Annotated in this window: 15 protein-coding genes; 8 read left to right on the top strand and 7 right to left on the bottom strand. The window is 32.5% G+C overall.

Annotated features, from left to right (window positions below; translation table 11 throughout):
- Positions 1–138 precede the first annotated feature (138 nt).
- The gene (locus LG295_RS00800; protein ID WP_107557527.1) at positions 139–1032 is read right to left on the bottom strand and encodes a LysR family transcriptional regulator; all 894 of its coding nucleotides are present in this window, start codon (positions 1030–1032) and stop codon (positions 139–141) included.
- 14 nt (positions 1033–1046) lie between these two features.
- Between LG295_RS00800 and LG295_RS00795 the strand changes: the two genes are divergently transcribed.
- A complete protein-coding gene (locus LG295_RS00795; protein WP_107557526.1) occupies positions 1047–1268 on the top strand; it encodes a hypothetical protein in 222 nt (73 codons plus the stop codon).
- Between the two features lie 127 nt (positions 1269–1395).
- On the opposite strand, the gene LG295_RS00790 is transcribed toward LG295_RS00795, so the two are convergent.
- Positions 1396–4380, bottom strand: a complete 2985-nt coding sequence (locus LG295_RS00790) for a glycoside hydrolase family 2 TIM barrel-domain containing protein (RefSeq protein ID WP_404476144.1) — start codon at positions 4378–4380, stop codon at positions 1396–1398.
- A 16-nt stretch (positions 4381–4396) separates the two neighbouring features.
- Positions 4397–5788: a melibiose:sodium transporter MelB gene (melB, locus tag LG295_RS00785; protein ID WP_107530100.1), complete on the bottom strand. Its 1392-nt coding sequence runs from the start codon at positions 5786–5788 to the stop codon at positions 4397–4399.
- A gap of 175 nt (positions 5789–5963) precedes the next feature.
- On the opposite strand from melB, the gene LG295_RS00780 reads away from it, so the two are divergent.
- The 7 genes from LG295_RS00780 (at position 5964) to LG295_RS00750 (ending at position 14739) form a co-directional block, all read left to right on the top strand.
- Positions 5964–6794, top strand: a complete 831-nt coding sequence (locus tag LG295_RS00780; RefSeq protein WP_404476142.1) for an AraC family transcriptional regulator — start codon at positions 5964–5966, stop codon at positions 6792–6794.
- 179 nt (positions 6795–6973) lie between these two features.
- Complete coding sequence (locus LG295_RS00775; RefSeq protein ID WP_325999275.1) at positions 6974–7972, top strand: substrate-binding domain-containing protein; 999 nt, start codon at positions 6974–6976, stop codon at positions 7970–7972.
- Between the two features lie 88 nt (positions 7973–8060).
- Entirely contained in the window at positions 8061–9779 is a 1719-nt protein-coding gene (locus LG295_RS00770) for an alpha-glucosidase (protein WP_325999274.1), read from the top strand.
- The gene (locus LG295_RS00765) at positions 9763–11088 is read left to right on the top strand and encodes a sugar porter family MFS transporter (protein WP_325999273.1); all 1326 of its coding nucleotides are present in this window, start codon (positions 9763–9765) and stop codon (positions 11086–11088) included. The genes LG295_RS00770 and LG295_RS00765 overlap by 17 nt, the downstream gene beginning before the upstream one ends.
- A gap of 539 nt (positions 11089–11627) precedes the next feature.
- Complete coding sequence (locus LG295_RS00760) at positions 11628–12581, top strand: NAD(P)-dependent oxidoreductase (protein WP_107557523.1); 954 nt, start codon at positions 11628–11630, stop codon at positions 12579–12581.
- A 14-nt stretch (positions 12582–12595) separates the two neighbouring features.
- Complete coding sequence (locus LG295_RS00755; protein ID WP_107530094.1) at positions 12596–12961, top strand: cupin domain-containing protein; 366 nt, start codon at positions 12596–12598, stop codon at positions 12959–12961.
- A 257-nt stretch (positions 12962–13218) separates the two neighbouring features.
- Positions 13219–14739, top strand: a complete 1521-nt coding sequence (locus LG295_RS00750) for an AbgT family transporter (protein WP_345965610.1) — start codon at positions 13219–13221, stop codon at positions 14737–14739.
- 391 nt (positions 14740–15130) lie between these two features.
- On the opposite strand, the gene LG295_RS00745 is transcribed toward LG295_RS00750, so the two are convergent.
- From LG295_RS00745 to LG295_RS00730, 4 genes are all read right to left on the bottom strand, one after another.
- Positions 15131–16504 carry a cryptochrome/photolyase family protein gene (locus LG295_RS00745; protein ID WP_404476140.1) on the bottom strand — a complete coding sequence of 458 codons (1374 nt, stop codon included), beginning with the start codon at positions 16502–16504 and terminating at the stop codon, positions 15131–15133.
- A 123-nt stretch (positions 16505–16627) separates the two neighbouring features.
- On the bottom strand, positions 16628–17122 hold the full coding sequence (locus LG295_RS00740; RefSeq protein WP_107557522.1) for a TspO/MBR family protein: 495 nt from the start codon (positions 17120–17122) through the stop codon (positions 16628–16630).
- 43 nt (positions 17123–17165) lie between these two features.
- Positions 17166–18665, bottom strand: coding sequence for an NAD-dependent epimerase/dehydratase family protein (locus LG295_RS00735; RefSeq protein ID WP_318832508.1), 1500 nt, complete (start codon positions 18663–18665; stop codon positions 17166–17168).
- Between the two features lie 270 nt (positions 18666–18935).
- Entirely contained in the window at positions 18936–19445 is a 510-nt protein-coding gene (locus LG295_RS00730) for a DUF805 domain-containing protein (RefSeq protein WP_107530089.1), read from the bottom strand.
- Positions 19446–19515: the final 70 nt, after the last annotated feature.

Genomic DNA, 19515 nt, shown 5'->3' with positions numbered 1-19515 from the left:
ATCATCAGCTTTATTTAGAGGGATATGTTATAAAGTACAGCAGTTATAAAATTTCTTTATACGCTTATAAAAAATGCTTACAAATAATAAAAAAATAAAGCGTTAAGTAGCTTAAAAACCACTTAGCGCTATTTTAAATTACTTTATTTCAAAATATATCTTACAAAAGGAGATAAAGTTTGCTATATCCTTATTCATTGCTGCTTCCCTATATAATAACCATGTATTTCTAGTAATACTATCACCATTTTTAAATTTCAAATCCTTAGTATAAAAAGAATCACTATCTAAAATACATGATTTAGGAACGATAGCATATCCCATTCCCTGTTCTACAAATTTTTTACAAATTTCAATTTTATCAGCTTGAATTATATTTCTAGCGTACGTATCATAGCGTTCACCCCACCAATCATTGATTGATTTAGTAATTGAATTTTCTAGCTCAATATAAGTGTTAAAATTTTGATGAGATTTATAAACAATTCGATATTCTTGATCTAAATGCTTCAAACTTATCGCTTTTTTACTAATAATGGTTAATGGATCGCGTTTCAACAATATTTTATTGCCATACCAATCATAATCCCCTGTTAAAATCCCTATATCAAGGTCATTATTTTCCATTTGTTCTAAAATTTCAATACTCCAACCACTTGTCATAGATATATAAATATCTGTATAGGCTTGATAATATTGTTTGATTAATTCTGGCATCGTATATATAGCAAAATTTGTATTAGCTCCTAATTTCATATTACCTTTCAAATTTTCACGAAGTTCATTAATATTTGACTTTAGATTTTGAATTTCAAATAAAACTTTATTTGAAAATTTGACTAGATACTCACCTTCGGGTGTGAATTTAAATTGATTTCCTATTTTTTCAACTATATTAATTCCAAAATCTTTTTCAATTTTTTTCAATCTATAAGAAAGTAATGGTTGTGACATAAATAATCGTTTGGCAGCTTTAGTAAAGCTTTGTTCTTTATTAAGCATCGCTAAAATTTTATAATCTTCCTCTTGCATAAAGCAATCCCCCTTTGCTTAAAAACATTTATACTTATTCTACGTTTATTGTACTTATCTTATTTTTCATTGTCTTCTTTGGCATGAATTTATCAGAAGTTGCAGTATCAGGTTCAGACGCTACAAATCTAGGAAACAGCATATTGGTTGTCGGCGTATATGCATTAGTTGGCATTATTGCTTTTGTTCTATCTTATATTACTTCATTAAAAATATTTAAGAATCAAGAATTATAATGAGTGAATTTTAATATAGAAATCACTAATAATTAAGTTGAATTTCAGCAATATAAAAAACAGCCCTAATTGACTAACATGAGTTAACTAGGGCTGTTTTTATTTATATATTATTCAAAAAAATTACTTAGACAAATTTCAAATTAAAGCTAAACTCGATGTGTCGATCATTTAATCGATATGCTTCATTTAATTCTGGTCCACAACTATTTGAACCTATACCACTTTGTGCATAATCTATATATACATAGGTTTGATCTTCAAGTTCTAGTGCATCTTTATGAGTTGTTTCGGTCAGCTGTTTTAATGAATAATGCGTTGTATTAAAACTAAATGTATTGTCACTTGTCACGATAACCCTTTTACAGCCATCACTAATTTCAACGAATGTCGTTTCATTATGACTTCCTGTTTCTTGGGGTCTGATATGGACTTCACCATTGCCTGTAACAGTCGTCTCAAACGCATCTAAATAATTGGCTACACCTTTATCTTGGTAACTACTGAAAGGACCTTTGCCATAATATTTTACTTGTTCAAACACTCTAGGTAAGGTCAAGCCTAAACCAAACCGTGGTAAATAAGGTGCTTTCATATCTCTTTCTAAATCATAAGTTACATTAAGTATTCCATCATGTTGAACACGCCAAGTCACTGTTCCAAATAGTATCGGTGGCACCGCGTCATTGACCATTGCTATATTAAAAATAAGACTGACCTCTGTCTCGCTTTCTACAATTTGATAATCGCGCACGCGAGTAGTGATATCTTTATAACCAGAGTATGCCCAATCACATTTTATATTCGTATCATTATCAGTGGGCGCTCTCCAAATATTATTTGTTGTGCTTTGATTAATTACTATATGTTTATGCTTGAGAACTGACTCAAGGCTTGCATTATCTTTATTAAAAACGTATGTTTCACTTTGATCTACTGAAATTTCGATTAATTTATCAGTTTCATTTACTAGAATATTCCTTTCGCCCGATTGCTCATCCTGTTCCTTAATTGTTCGACGTTGATATACGATTTGATCATGTCCTAATTCAAAATTTTCGTGACGAAATTGATCATCAGCTTTTAATTTATACCGTAATATGACATCACTGATATGTTCTATATTGAGATAATCGCTCAAATCAATTGTTTGCGTAGTATGTGGCAAGAAATTTGAAAGAGGTATTTCACTGATCGTTTTTTCCCCATTCAAATTTGTCAATGTAGCCTCTACAAACATATATTGCTCTGCAGACGTAAAATCCAATTGGTTACGTAGCACGATTTTAAAATCATCTTGTGACACAAGTTTTAGTGGCCTATGTTCTTGTTTGAATTCATAATAACCTTCATGGGGCACCCTGTTTGGAAAAACAATGCCATCGACACAAAAATTACCGTCATGTAGTTTTTCTCCAAAGTCTCCACCATACCTAAACATAGGCTCACCGTCTTTCATTCCAATTTGAATAGCGTGATCGCACCATTCCCAAACAAATCCCCCGATAAAGTTATCATATTGCTCAACTAGTGTTTGGTAAGCGTGTAAATCTCCTGGAGAATTGCCCATTGCATGTGCATATTCACATAAAATAAACGGTTTATCCAAATCCGGTTTCTTCAAATAAGTCTCCTCAATCTCTTCAGGAGAGGGATACATTCTACTAATCATATCTATATTAGATAGATCATAGTGTTGTTGCTCATCTCGATATAATGTACCTTCGTAATGTATTGGCCTTGTGTTGTCTAGTGTTTTGGCACGTGCTGCACCTTTGACCATATTCTTACCAAATCCCGATTCATTTCCTAATGACCAAGATACGATAGAGCTGTAATTTTTCAGTGGCATAATAGAAGCTTCAATACGCTCTATGATAGCTGTTTCAAATTTACTATCGTCAGCTATAATATTAAAATCTTCATTATTGTCTTCACCATATAACCTAACGACACCATGGGTCTCAATATCAGCCTCACTCATTACGTAGAAACCATATTGGTCCGTCATTTCGTAAAATAATGGGGATTTTGGGTAATGCGCTGTACGAATGGCGTTAAAGTTCCCTTGTTTCATCAATTCTAAGTCTTTTTTAAAATGGGGTTCTGTCATTACGTAACCAGTTTCTGGATGACTATCATGGTAATTTGTCCCACGCAGTTTGATGGATTGACCATTAATATAAAATTGATTATTTTGGATAGCCACTTCACGAATTCCAACTTTTTGTGTAATCACTTCTTGATCTGTCAAAATGTATAATGTATATAAAGTTGGATTTTCTGTAGACCACAAATGCGGTTTGTAGACATTAAATTGATATTCATGTACTCCAGATATGCTTGCTACCTCTTCACCCTCAGGATTATATAATTGGAATTCTACTGATTTTAGATTATGCGCCCGTTCTATTTTTACATCTATCTGTGCAGAATTTAAATCGTCACTTAGCTTTGTTTCCACTTTAAAATCATCAACACGTTCAGTTGCGCGTTTCAAGATATAAACATCTCTAAAAATGCCCGAGTGTCGAAACATGTCTTGATCTTCAAAATAAGTACCATCTGAATATTTAAGTACAAGTACGTCGATATGATTCGCACCTTGTTGGATAAAATCGGTAATATCGAATTCAGAAATCGAATGAGCTATTTGGCTATAACCAACAAATTGATTATTGATCCAAACATAAAACGCACTATCTACGCCTTCAAAATTCAAATGATAGTCACTGAACTCGTCATATGTTGTCACCTCAAATGAGCGTGTATAACGCCCACACGGATTATCCTTAGGTACATATGGCGGATCAAAAGGTATTGGATACTGAGTATTTAAATATTGTATTTGATCATAGCCATATAAATTCCAAACTGATGGGACCGGGATATGATGTTTATCCACTTTCTTTGTTTCATTCAAACAGTCTGCTAGTGTATTAAAATATTCAAAACACCACTCTCCATTTAATAGCGTTACATTATTAGTTTGATAACGGGTTTCTAAATGGTAAGCCCCCTCTCCCGGTTGATATGGAATATAAAATGCACGACGTGGCAAAATATTTACATGTTGAATATCTATATTTTCATGAAATTGTTGCTCTAACATGGCTAATTTCCTCCCCTTATTTATTCATACGTTCTTTGTGTTCTCTCTGACGCTTGTATTGCAATGTCTTTTCTATATCCGTTAAGAAATCCCCTTTTAAATGAAACGCTTTATGATATAAAAACGCTGCTAAGATTACGAAAATGATAGGCAATACAATAATTAAAATACGTAACCCGTTAATGGTCAGCGCTGTTTGTGCTTCATTTGGCGTATAACCTAAAATGGATAATCCAAGACCTACGATCAGCGCCGCTACAGCTTGTGAAGTTTTTGTTAGAAATGTATTCGTTGACGTAATGACACTTTCATTACGCTGCCCAAACTTAACCTCACCATAATCGATAACATCTGCTAATGACACCGTAGTGATACCAATCATAAACCCTGATCCAATTCGTAATAATCCTGCACCTACAATTACAGTGACGACGCTCTGTGGTGCGACAAATCCTGAAATCAAAATAAATAATAAACCTACAATAATAAGGATAATAGCAGTATTAAAAGCTTTGGTTCTGCCTACCCATTTGATATAACGTGGTAACATTAATAAACCAAACATTTCGCAAAGTATCATTGCATTGAAAATTGCAAATAGATGCTCTGCATTTACTACATATTTAAAGTAATAGATAATAGAACCATTCAGTGTTTGTAAACAAAGGTTAAATGTAAGTAAAACGCCCATGATTGCTAATAATTCTTTATTTTTAAATAAAATTCTACCAATATCTTTAAAGTTTACTTTAATCCCTGTTTGTTGTTCCATTTCTTTATCTTCAGGTACCTTCCAAACAGTAACTCCGATTGTAAATATAAAAACTGCACTACAAATTATCGCAAATATAAAGATACCTATTGAGTCACTGCCTTTACCAAAAGTATCACCAAGTTTATGTATAAAGAACAAACCAAATGTTCCCACGACAAATGCTGCTAAACTTGCAAAAAATCTTGGTATTACAGATACTTCTTCACGTTCTCTAGGGTTATGTGTTAAATTGGGTAACCAAGACCAATAGGGGATGTCCATCATCGTATAAGTCATGCCCCACGCAATATATATGATGGATACATACACATACATCGCAGTTTGCGGTAAATCAAAGTTTGTGAATAATAAAATTGTAACAATAGCATTCACTATCGTTCCAATCACTAGCCAAGTTTTAAATTTACCAAAACGATTACTTGTATTATCGACAATTACACCCATAATTGGATCATTAATCGCATCCCATATACGTGCAACAAAAAGCATGACCCCAACAAAAGCAGGAGATAGTCCTACGATGTCTGTGATATAAAACATTAAAAATACACCAACAATATTAAAGATGGCGTCTTTACCCATAGCACCGAATCCAAAAGAAAATTTTTGCATGCCTGTTAAATGTCTATTCATTATATTCACCTCTACGTTAGTTCGAATTAAAACGCTTACAAATCTGTTGTTTTTATTCTATCAGTAGTAAGTTGTCGTTATGAATAGCATTATGATGATAAAACATGGCAAAATGTTTCATTTTCAATTAATATAAATATAAGTTCAAATATGTTTTTTAATTAAGAGGGATAACATGCAAGTATTGTGGAAGAAATTTCAAAAGAAGCTCATCGATGCCAATTTAGCCGAATGCGGTATTGAAATCGGTGTACCTAATGTAGGTTATAAGTATACTGTTTTTCAAAAGTCCGTATTACATATCGTAACTCAAGGAGAAGGTACTTTTAGTTATGCAGGTAAAACTTATCGTTTAACTGCTGGAGATATTTTCTTGCTTGAACGTGGCATGGAAGTAGAATATAAGCCTTCATTTTCAAATCCTTGGACTTATTATTGGGTAGGCATGAATGGGAAGCAAATATTAAATTATTTATCTCGCTGTAGTATTGTTGATAGTCACGTCATATTAGGACAAGATACGACAGATATTAAGAAAATCATTCAGCTTATTTGCGAACTCTCTCAAAGTATTGAGTCAAACAACTCCAATGATATTCTAATTATGCAATATTTATATCAATTAGTTTATACCTTACAAGAAAAGTTCCCTAAAAATTTTTCAGTGCAAGTTGATATTGTAAATGAAGATATTCAACATGCTGTTGATTTTATAAATACAAATTATCAAAAACACATCACTGTTGAAGAAGTAGCTAAAACTGTCAATATTACACGAAGTCATTTATATAAATTATTCAAAAAGAATTTGAGTTGTTCGCCTAAAGAATACTTAACCTATATAAGGATGTATCATGCTTCACAATTATTGATACATACGAACACACATATAAGTGAGATATCAAGACGCGTTGGTTACAAAGATCCACTATTATTCTCTAAAAATTTCACAAAACATTTTGAAATCAGCGCTTCTGAATATCGGCGCCAATTTGCCAATCAATGAGCCAAAGGAAATCAACTTTTTAATTAATATATTACACAATTTCGTTAATCCTCTTGTTAATCGTTCTTTATTTCTAGAAAAAGCTTAGGTTTATATGTACCGTTTCAATATATTTCTATATATTATATAATGACTTTAATAGAGCTTTGTAAATTTATTAAAGAAACGAAGGGGCAAAAATGTCGGTAACTATTAAAGATATTGCAAAAATAGCTAATAAAACACCTTCTACAGTTTCAAGAGTTTTATCCAATGCTGGTGGTTATAGCTCTAAAACTGAAAAAGAAATTAAGCGTATAGCAGAAGACCTAGGTTATAACAAGAATCTAGCTGCAGAAGAACTTGTTAAGCAACACGGAAAAGTAATTGGTGTAATGATGATGGATGCAACGACTAATTTTTCTGGTGACATTATTAATGGTATTGAAAAGCAAGTTACCGAAGAAGGTTTTAGCGCTATATGGGTACACGCTGGCTATCAAGATGCAGAAAGGCAAAAAAAAGCTTTAGCGCTACTTTTTGAACGTAGAGTGTCTGGCATAATTATTATTTCATTGACTTTAGAAGATAGTAATTTCACATATTTAAAAAACATGAATATTCCATATATTTATTTATCAGTTAACCCTAAAAATAACGCTCCATTTATCGCTTCGAACGATTTTCAAATGGCTTATAAAGGAACACAGTATTTAATTAATAAAGGACATCAAAAAATCGCTTTTACTGGTATTGATTTTGACGAGAAAAACATTGGATCAGAACGAATTAAAGGATATCAACAAGCCCTACAAGACTATAATATTAAAGGATATAAAAAATGGATCATTGAAGGTGATTATAGCTACGAAAGTGGTTACGTCAGTGCAAAAAATAAATTGACAAAGATGAATGTAAGCGCTACACTAGCTGCAAGTGATGAAATAGCACTAGGTGTAATAAATGGGTTATCTCTTGTTGATATTTCTATTCCTAAAGATTTTTCGGTGATGTCTATAGATGGTACAAGCATCTCTCAAATGTATCGCCCACGTTTACATTGCGTTAGACAAGATTTCTTTAACATTGGTTTTGAGGGTGCAAAAGCATTAATTAATACCATTTCTAATTATAAACCTCTTAAATCAACTTATATCCCTTTTAGTTTAATAGAAGGTGAAACAATTAAGCACATTTAAAAATCTAAGTTTTTAACTTAGATTTTTAATTATTATTTTTACTCAAACGTTTGAGTAAAAATTTCTCTTTATAGAAAGGATGTTTTTTATGGAAAAAAATTGGTGGAAAGAAGCAGTTGTTTATCAAATATATCCACGTAGTTTTAAAGATAGTAACAATGATGGCATAGGAGATTTACAAGGTATCATACAAAAATTAGATTATCTTGACAAACTTGGTATTGATGTTATTTGGTTAAACCCAATTTATGAATCTCCAAACGATGATAATGGATATGATATTTCTAATTACAAGAAAATCATGAATGATTTTGGAGATATGAATGATTTTAATCAGTTATTAGAAGAAGCACACAAAAAAAATATAAAGATTATTATGGATTTAGTAGTTAATCATACATCAGACGAGCATGCATGGTTTATTGAGAGTAGAAAAGATAAGAATAATGCTTATAGAGATTACTATATTTGGAAAGATGGTGAAGATGGTAATCATCCGAATAATTGGCAAAGTTATTTTAATGGTCCTGCGTGGACATACGATGAAACAACTAATCAGTACTATTTGCACCTATTTTCAGAAAAACAACCTGATCTTAATTGGGACAATGAACAACTAAGATCCGAAGTTTATGATATGATGCGCTATTGGTTAGACAAAGGCGTTGATGGCTTTAGAATGGATGTTATAAATATGATTTCAAAAGATCCAAATATCCCTGATGACCCTAACATATCTCAAAACCTTGAACCAAATTCAGCTTCATTTATTGCAAACGGTCCTAATGCGCATCGTTATATAAATGAAATGAATAAAGAGGTTTTATCAAAATATGACGTAATGACAGTTGGAGAAATGGTGAATGTACCGATTGAAGAAGCATTAAAATACACTGGTTCTGAGCGTAATGAATTACAAATGATTTTCCAATGGGAACATATGTCACTAGATTATGATCCTATTAGAGGTAAATGGAATAATCAAAAAGTAAATTTAAGAGATTTAAAAGAAAGTTTATTTAAGTGGCAAGAAAACCTTCAAGGTATTGGATGGAATTCATTATATTGGAATAATCACGATAACCCAAGATGTGTTTCCCGCTTTGGTGATGATCGACCAGAATATCGTACACTTTCGGCTAAAATGCTAGCTACCACATTACATTTATTGCAAGGCACACCATATATTTACCAAGGTGAAGAAATCGGTATGACAAACATTCACTTAAATCATATTGAGCAATATGAAGATATTGAAACATTAAACGCATATAAAGAATTAGTCGAAAATAAAAATTCTATAACTAATTCGCAAATGATGAAATATATTCATTTTGCCTCTAGAGACAATGCACGCACTCCTATGCAGTGGGATTCAACAAAAAATGCTGGATTTACTGACAGTACACCTTGGTTCGTAGTTAATGAAAATTATAAAAATATTAATGTAGAAGCATCATTAAATGATAGCGACTCTATATTTTATTATTATCAAGCACTCATCCAATTAAGAAAGCAATATGAAATTATCGTTTATGGCAGCTTTAAAGCAATAGATAGAAGCAACAGCAAGATATTCGCTTTCGAGAGAACTTTAAATGAAAGCAAATTATATGTTGTAAGTAATTTTACAGACGAAAAAATAAATACTAATTATAGAATTGAACAAAATGAAAATAAAAAATTGTTAATTGGAAATTATGGTGAACCTATCCTTAAAAATACATTACGTCCATATGAAACGAAAGTGTATTTAATAGACAATATAACAAGTGAAAGTGTGGATAACAATGGAATTCAAAGTTAATAAAAAACTCATTTTTGTACTAGGTGCACTTGGCGGTTTACTCTATGGATATGATAATGGCGTAATTTCAGGAGCTTTACTATTTATTAATAATGATATTCCACTTACTAGCTTTACCCAAGGATTAGTTGTATCTTCTATGCTAATCGGTGCTATTATAGGCGCTGGCTTGAGTGGTCCGATTTCTGACAAATTAGGGCGCCGTAAAGTTGTATTTATTATTGCTATCATTTACATTATTGGTTCTTTATTAATGGCAGTTGCAAATAGTGTCGATTTATTAGTGATAGGACGACTTGTTATAGGTTTGGGTGTTGGTAGTTCAACAGCTATTATACCTGTATATCTTTCTGAAATGGCCCCTACAAAATTCAGAGGTTCCTTAGCCGCATTAAACCCTTTAATGATAACTATTGGTATATTAGTAGCTTATTGTACAAACTTTTTATTGGCTGATGCAGAAGCTTGGAGATGGATGATTGGCTTAGCAGTTGTACCGGCTATCATATTATTAATCGGCGTTATATTTATGCCTGAAAGTCCGAGATGGCTATTAGAAAACAGATCTGAAACAGCAGCACGTCACGTCATGAGCTTAACATTTAAACAACATGAGATTGAAAAAGAAATAAACGATATGAAAAATGTAATTCATAACTCAGAATCCGCATGGAAATTACTCAGAGCAAAATGGGTACGTCCAGTACTTATCATTGGCTGTTTATTTGCATTTTTCCAACAAATCATAGGCATTAACGCAATTATATATTATACACCACTTATACTAACTAAAGCTGGATTAGGAAGTTCAAGCTCTATACTTGGAACAGTTGGTTTAGGAATAGTCAATGTTTTGGTAACAATTCTCTCTATAGTTATCATCGATAAAATTGATAGAAAAAAATTACTTGTAATTGGGAATATTGGGATGATTATTTCACTTTTGATAATGACAATTACAATTGCTACTATGGGTATTACTCAAGTTGCTTGGATTATTATCATTTGTTTATCGTTATTTATACTATTCTTTGGCGCAACATGGGGGCCAATTATGTGGGTAATGTTGCCAGAAATGTTCCCTACACGCGCTCGAGGTGCAGCTACTGGTATCGCTATTGTAGTATTACAAATAGGAACACTTATTATTTCTCAAGTATTTCCTATCCTTGTTAATATGTTAGAAGTAGAATATGTATTCTTGATTTTTGCAGTTATAGGGGCATTAGCACTCATTTTTGTAGTTAAATTCTTACCGGAAACGCGTGGTAAAAGTTTAGAAGAAATCGAATTACAATTACAAAACTAAAATTGTAATATTAGTGTAAAAATAATGATTTTAAAATTATTTATTTATCCGATATCAAATATAATTAAATATGAAATTTAAGGCTGAGACACGATATGATATAGCCCTTTCAAACTAGACGATGTACAAATCGAAACTATAAGGGAGTGATATATCAAGATTCTGTCCCAGCCTTTTATTTTAAGAATATCTATTTATGTCTCATACTCTTTCATATAGCGATCAAACTTAAATAAGCATATTCAATTCTTTATTTCTTCTTTATAAATTCCTATTTTACTAATCTTAATTTATTCCAAATTATTTTTGAAACACACATAACCGAAAATCTTGTACTTAATACCCTTCCCCCTACGCTCTCTTAAACGTTATGTTTCTATATCTAACGTTTAGGAGGCTTTTTATATTCTGAAATTTGTTTGTTTCAGACAAAAAACACCTACTACTTCATCATTTTAGACATACCTAATCACCAGGCACATGCTAAACTTAAATTAAATATTGTGAAACTTTTCACATAATCAAAGGAGACGATTTTTATGAAAAAAGTTTTTATAGCAGGCGCAATTCCAGAAACAGGACTTAATCAACTCAAAAAACATTTTGATGTTGATATGTACACAGGCGAAACATTGATTTCTCAAGAACTGTTAATACAAAAAATTCAAGATGCAGATGCATTAATCACTTTATTGTCTACCCAGGTAAGCCGACAAGTCATTGAATCGGCGCCAAAATTAAAAATCATTGCAAATTATGGTGCTGGTTTTAATAACATTGATATCCAAGCGGCTCGCGAACACCATATTAATGTTACGAATACACCTATAGCTTCTACAAATGCAACAGCTGAGTTAACAATGGGAATCTTATTGGCTGTCGCTCGTCGTATTCCTGAAGGCGATCAACTTTGCCGTAATGAAGGGTTCAATGGCTGGTCTCCTCTATTCTTTAGAGGTCGTGAAGTATCAGGCAAAACAATTGGTATTATAGGCTTAGGAGAAATCGGTACGGCAGTTGCAAAGCGTGCGAAAGGCTTTGATATGAACATACTTTACACAGGTCCAAAACGCTATGAAGATAAAGAAGCTGAGTTAAACGCTAAATATGTCACACTCGATACACTGTTAGAACGTTCAGATTTCGTGACTTTAAATTGTGCCTATAATGAGCAATTAAAACATATGATTGATTACGAAGCCATTCAAAAAATGAAGCCAACTTCATATTTAATCAATGCATCTAGAGGTCCAATTGTTTATGAGGCAGAACTAGTCAAAGCACTTAAAGAAGGTGTAATTGAAGGTGCTGCACTAGATGTATTTGAATTCGAACCACAAATAACAGAAGAGCTTAAATCAATGAAGAATGTAGTCATTACACCACATATTGGTAATGCAACTTTTGAAGCAAGAGATATGATGGCAGATATTGTAGCAACAAACGTAGTGAAACAACTTAGTGACGAAACACCAAATTATATCGTGAACTGACAGGAGTGAGAACGATGTTACAAACATCTAATCGATTTTTTAAAATTTCTGATTTACAACATTTTTCTAATGAAGCAGCTAAAAAAACTGTATTCTATGAATCACCACATTCAGCTGGTGCTGTTTGGTGCCTAAAACCAGGTCAAAAATTGCCTTGTCATACACACAAAGAGGCAGATGATGTATGGATTGTTCTCCAAGGTAAAGGAACATTTTTTACCAACGATAATCATCAAAAAACAATCCAAGCAGGCGATATATTTGTATCATTTCCAGGCGATGCCCATGGTATGACAAACACAGGTGAGGAAGACTTTGTAATGCTAGGATTTGCTACTCCTATGCCGCTTGATTTTAACCCTTATGAATGTGCACAATAGCCATGATACAGATAGCATATTTAAAATAATTTATAAGACTATAAAGGATTGGTGAGCCCCCTAGCTCCCAATCCTTTTTTAACAAATTGTGTACAAAACTCCCCCTTATAAATACACAAAAGTTACCATTAGTTCCGCTTTCACAATTTTTCACGTAAGCAGATTTAAATAACAGAAAATTTTTAGAAAAATCGAATAATTTGGAATTTTATCTGCTATAATAATAGCTTAATTTATTTTTTGGGGGGCAAAATTATATGATAAAACGAATATCTATTCATGTTTTAACGAGGGTTGAGCGCGCAGGTAATAAATTACCTGACCCTAGTATGCTTTTCTTCTTATTATGCCTCATTGTACTTGGTTTGTCTTGGGTGCTATCTTTATTCAATGTCCAAGCAACACAACCAACAAATAATAAAACCATTCATGTAGTCAATTTGTTAAATTGGGAAGGCTTAACAAAAATATTAACTGAAACAATCAACAACTTCGTAACCTTTCCAGCCTTAGGTATGGTTTTAGTGGTTATGATTGGTATGGGACTTGCTGAAAAGACTGGATATTTCGAACATTTATTACATAGTGTGGTCGATAAGACACCACATAAACTCGTTTTACCATTTTTAATTTTTATATCTATATTAGGTAATGCTGCGGGTGGCGCTGCACCTATGATTATGCCAATGCTTACAGCAATGATTTTTATTAAATTGGGCTATCATCCAATTTCTGGCTTAATTATGAGTTATGCTGCTGTTGAAGTCGGTTATGGCGCAAATATCATCATAGGTCTAGATGATGCCTTATCATTTTCATTTACACAATCTGCGCTCAAATTATTTGATGTCGATCTATCAATTAATGTTGCAATGAATTGGTTCTTTATGTCTATATCAACTTTTTTATTAGTGCCAATTATATATTTCTTAGCTAAAAAAGTGACCATCCCGCGTTTTCAACATTTAAGTATAGATGAAGATACCGATGTAAGTGCAGATAAAAAAACATTTACTGTTCAAGAACGTAAAGCACTGTTATGGTCAAACTTGATATTAGCTTTATGGTTAATATGTATCATTGTTATAGCCATACCTAAACATAGCTTTTTAAGAAATAATGACACTGGGAAATTGCTTGTAGACTCACCTTTGATGAATGGTTTTGGTGTGATACTGTTAATTACTTTTGCTATTCCAGGTATTATTTATGGCATTAAAAGCGGTAAAATACAAAATAGTAAATCACTGGGTAAAATATTGACACAGAGTATGGCTGATATGAGCAGTTTCATTATCGTTATTTTCTTTGCGGCACAATTATTGGCTTTCTTTGATTGGAGTCATATTGGCCAAATTACTGCGATTAATGGCGCTCAATTACTAGAACATCAAAGCGGTGTCACTTTAATTATTGGCTTAATTGTACTTACAGCAACAATTAATATCTTTATGGGTAGTGCTTCTGCTAAATGGGGCATCTTAGCGCCAATATTTATTCCGATGTTTGCAACATTAGGCTTCCATCCTGCCTTTACTCAAATGGTTTATAGAATAGGCGATTCTATCACTAATCCTATTACACCTATGATTCCTTACCTGCCTTTCTTATTAACTGTTGCACGTAAGTACAATAAGAAAATTGCACTCGGTACCCTAATCGCTAATTTATTGCCCTATAGTATTATTGGAGGAATCATATGGACAATCTTTATGATCATCTGGTATTTACTAGGTATACCTGTAGGTCCAGGAGGTCCAATTCATATAAGCAATTAAATATTTAAATTATTATTTTCTTGTCTTTCATCTCTAACTAAAGCGTATGCGTTAATTTCTATCGTTAGTATCATTTGTGTCATATTATAATCTTTATCCGTAAAAATGCCCCCAAAAAGTTAGCCTGAAAATCTAACTTTTTGGGGGCACATTCATGCGGATTAGTACTTTATTTTTAATACGGGGTTTATGTCCTATATCCTTTCAAATGTTTATAAATGAGATAACAATTACTTCTAACGCTGAAGTTTAAATAATTAACATAAATTCTTAAGATAGTAAGCGTACGGTCAGTGTAAGGTTAGACAAACGGCACACTGAACAGGAGAAACATAATGCTTTTCCATAGATTTTATTCAAACACTGCACTTAAAATATACAAAGATATTTATTAAAAATGTTTGAATTTGTGCATAACATAATCTCTACTACTTTGATGATCTACGATAGCTTCTGGATAATCTTTACCAATGTCAATGTGATATTTTTCTTTAAATTGGGTCTTATGGCTTGTCGGGTCGTGAATAATTTTACTCGAAACTTCATCGAATATTTCCAATTGCGTTTTAATAAAGTAGCCATTTGCATCAAAACGTTCACTTTGACGTATAGGATTAAACATTCTAAAATAAGGCACTGCATCTGTTCCAGTCGACGCTGACCACTGCCAACCATGTACATTAGATGCATTATCATAGTCTATTAAATATTTTCTGAAATATGCTTCTCCCCATGTCCAATCGATGAATAAATTTTTGGTTAAAAATTGAGATACCACCATTCTTAATCGATTGTGCATATACCCTGTACGGTTTAGCTTCTTCATTGCAGCATCAACGATTGGATAGCCAGTTTCCCCCTTTTTCCACGCTGCAAAATGATATTTATTATAAGACCATTGCATGTTGCGATACTTTTCAGAAAAAGACTTAGTTGCCGTTTCTGGGTATTGTGTCATTAACACGTAATAAAATTCACGGAATATAACCTCTCTCATAAAAGCTTCATAACTTGATTCATCGCTATCGTAACCTTCAAGCAAATCATTTATAATTTCACGAATATCGAGTAGTCCATATGCTAAGTATTTACCTAATCCACTTACAAAATCTTGCGATACATCGTCAGTCAATTTATCGTAATGAACGATGTCATCATTTAAAAAATCATGCCATGCTTTACGCGCTAACTTTTCTATATCTTTACTATTTCCGAATTTTAAGTCGCTCTGATTAAAACCTTTTTGCGTATTTTTAGTCAACTGCTTAAATTGGTAATTTTTCTTAGGGGTATGTACTAAATCTTGACGATTTGCTTTATAAAAACTAGTAAATACTTTATAAGGCTGTTGCTGTTTATTAAAAGTCTTTGTAGGTTGAAAATAATGATTCACACGCTGCCCAATTACTGTAATTTGCCGGTTTGCAAATGCTCGTTTGACATGATGATAGTCATACATTTCTTTGTGGTAACTCATAATATCTTTCGCTAATAATACATGAGACAACTCCAATGTATGAGCTAATTCACCTAACTTTTCGTATGTAACAATATAAGGTTGTATATCATACCTTTCTAGTGTACTTACAAACCCTTTTATTACTTTGTGGTAATAATCACGCTTTACTGTTGCTGCGTCATCTAAATCTTCTATAGGTAAGATAAAATACACTTTATTTATCTCATCTTGATGTTCTGCTACATATTCAAATAGTGGATTGTCTTTAACTCTAAAAACACGATTGAGTATGACTCCTAAACGCATTTCTATGCCCTCCTACTCTCACTGACAAACATTTTTATCAATAGTTGAAATATAAATGATTCAACAATTGATAAATGTTTACTTATACTTTTCATTGTGCATATTAGCTATATTTTATAAAAATCATGAATTTCTATTATAATCTTTGTTGTCTTTATTTAACCACCAATTCCCGGCGGTTAAATACGTTGCAAATGCACTCCAAAGTAAATATGGAACCAATAGCAAGCCAGTAATCTTCTTAACATTGAAAAATTTCATAGTTGTCATTGTTACTGCTCCAAGTAATACAAAACTTTCTACCAATGCACTAAATCGTAATTTATATTTAAAATACAATATAGACCATAAGTAGTTCAGACTTAATTGCGAATAATAAACACCTTTTAACTTTTTATTATCAGCTTTATGGGATACTAACATGTATGCTACACCCATAGTTGTATAGAGTATTGGCCACACAATTGGAAAAGCATATCCTGGTGGTGAAAATGGTGGTTTCACATTATTTTTATAGTCTTTTCGTGCATTCTTAACGGCAAATTTCCCAATAAACTTACCACCTAAAATAGGCGTTATAACTTTTATGACTGGTTTAATTTTATTGATAATACTCATTATAAAATCTCCTTCTTAAATCAGAATGTAATGACACCCGCTTTTACCGTTCTACATTCGTAGCATGTTTACTTCTAGCTGAATGTTGTTTAAAAGCATATAGTTTAAAGATCATTGAACCTATCAAAATCACTGGTAAAATTATTGTTACCTTATCTCTACTTCTTGAACATTTTTTGGATCTCAATTTTAATTTAAAGAGATTCATCACACTTTTATGAATCTTCGCTTGTGTATATTTATAAACCCACCAAGGAAGTGTAGGCTCATATTCTTGAAGTGCTATGATACACTCACTACTGTTAGGTAACCTTCTAAATTCTAATCTCGCGTTCCCTCCCTTTGAATCTAAAGCAAGGTCTCCACCAACAATACGGTATAAAATCCTTTCGTCATTGGATGCCTCAACATCTTTTCTTAATAATAGTAATTCTTTATTCAAAAACGGCACCGTTATGGTAAAATCATCTTCGTTAAAGTTACTGCTAACTGTATTTAATGTAATATGATTTAAAAAGTTTGCATACCGCTCTGCTAATTGACTCATACTTTCATCTTTGGGTAAGGTAACTCTTGAAATCGCTCTAACGTCTTTAACCGTTAGCTTACCTTTGCTTTTACTTTTATGTTTGCTTTTCGACTTAGTTTCTTCCTCTAATGCGATACGTACGCTTTCTTTATAATCAATAGCTCCAATAGATATACCTTCCACAGTATTTTTATCATCTCTAACCATATCATGTATTAAACTATCCATTAGTGGATAAACCATTTCTTTCGGAACACCAGAAATCAATTTAACCCAAAACTTGCTAAGCCAAATGGGAATAATAGGTAAATCTATCATAGGTAAGCATTTGTCTAATACATCTGCTGTTTGTTTAAATAAATCTTTATAGGTCATATGTGTTGGGCCACCAATATCAATCGATTCATTAACATGTGGGTGACGCTCTACAATTTTATAAAGTCCATTTATTACATCTTCGATTGCGACAGGCAATGTCGTATTATTTGCCCATTGCGGTAATAACAATCCTGGCAAACGTTCTACTAATTTTTTTAATATTGGATAAGAACTCCCTTTAGAACCTATTATTAAACCTGCTCTTAACGTACTTACTGGCACGCCATATGATCCTAAAATTCGTTCACATTCTAAGCGACTTCTTAAATGCGGTGATAATTCATCAGTGCTGGGAATCAAACCACTCATAAATACAATATGCTGCACGTTATTAACGCTCGCTGCCTTTGCGAAATTATCTGCTAATAATGCATCCATATCTTCAAAACTGGCTTGTGTTAATTTGGCCGAAGGCATCATCGAATGAACTAGGTATATAGCAATATCGACTTCATTCATCACTTTTGTTATTTCATTTAAATCGAATAAATCAGCAGATTTCCACGTTACATTTTGTTCATTTTTTTTATTTTCTATATGTCTAGAAATAGCAATAACTTCATAATCTTTTTTTAATTTATTCATTAAATGGCTACCAATATAGCCTGAAGCACCTGTTAAAAGAATTCTTTTCATATCTTAAACCTCCAATTAAAAAGATGAGCAGGCAAAATCACGCTTTACCTCAGCTCATCCTTTACATAACAAGCTAACTTGCTCATTACAATTACTTTAATGCTATTATAGCCTTTACACTTAGATATTTAATTAATTGTACCCTTTTCAAAAGCTTATTAATCGCTGAAGTTTCGAATACTTTATAGTGTAGACACTATTAAACAAACAAAAAGGCTGGAGCATCATTACTTTGAATATGCTTCCAGCCGTCAATATTTAACATCATATTTATTGTTGTGTATATACTTCAATATCAGTTTCGCAACTGCCTCCTGTACCGTACTTATTAGGTTCTTTGTTACCTGCAAGTATCAGTACAAACCAAGTATAAAGTGTGACCAATCCTGCAACTACAGTACCGAAAATACCCGCCATAACTGTAGCACCAAGCAAACCATGACTTTCTGTATTGGCAACAATAATAATAACACCTATAATAAATAGCGTTGCAGCAATCAATGTAATAAAACCACTAATATAAGAAATGATAGCAAGAATCATAGTACGATTTGTATCATGTAAGCGTCTTACCATCACCGTAAAAGTAGGAACAATAATAGCTATTGCAAATAAGCCACTAAGTAAACCACTAGATACAACACCTAAAACAGAAGATATTAAAAAATTAATCCAGAAAGGATGCCAAAATTCAGGGCGTGTTGACCTTCCATTAACATCAATAAAACGTGTCCAAAATGCCTTATAACTCTCGATAACCTGATTCTGTGAACTGTCCATTTAAACTCCCCTATAAGTTTGATAATTACAGTGTACTAAAATAAAGTTCTACATAGCAATCAGGTTTTAA

The sequence above is a fragment of the Staphylococcus pseudoxylosus genome (assembly GCF_044794325.1).
Taxonomy (GTDB): domain Bacteria; phylum Bacillota; class Bacilli; order Staphylococcales; family Staphylococcaceae; genus Staphylococcus; species Staphylococcus pseudoxylosus.
Note: the sequence above shows the minus strand (reverse complement) of the source record. Positions and strands in the feature narration are given on the sequence as shown.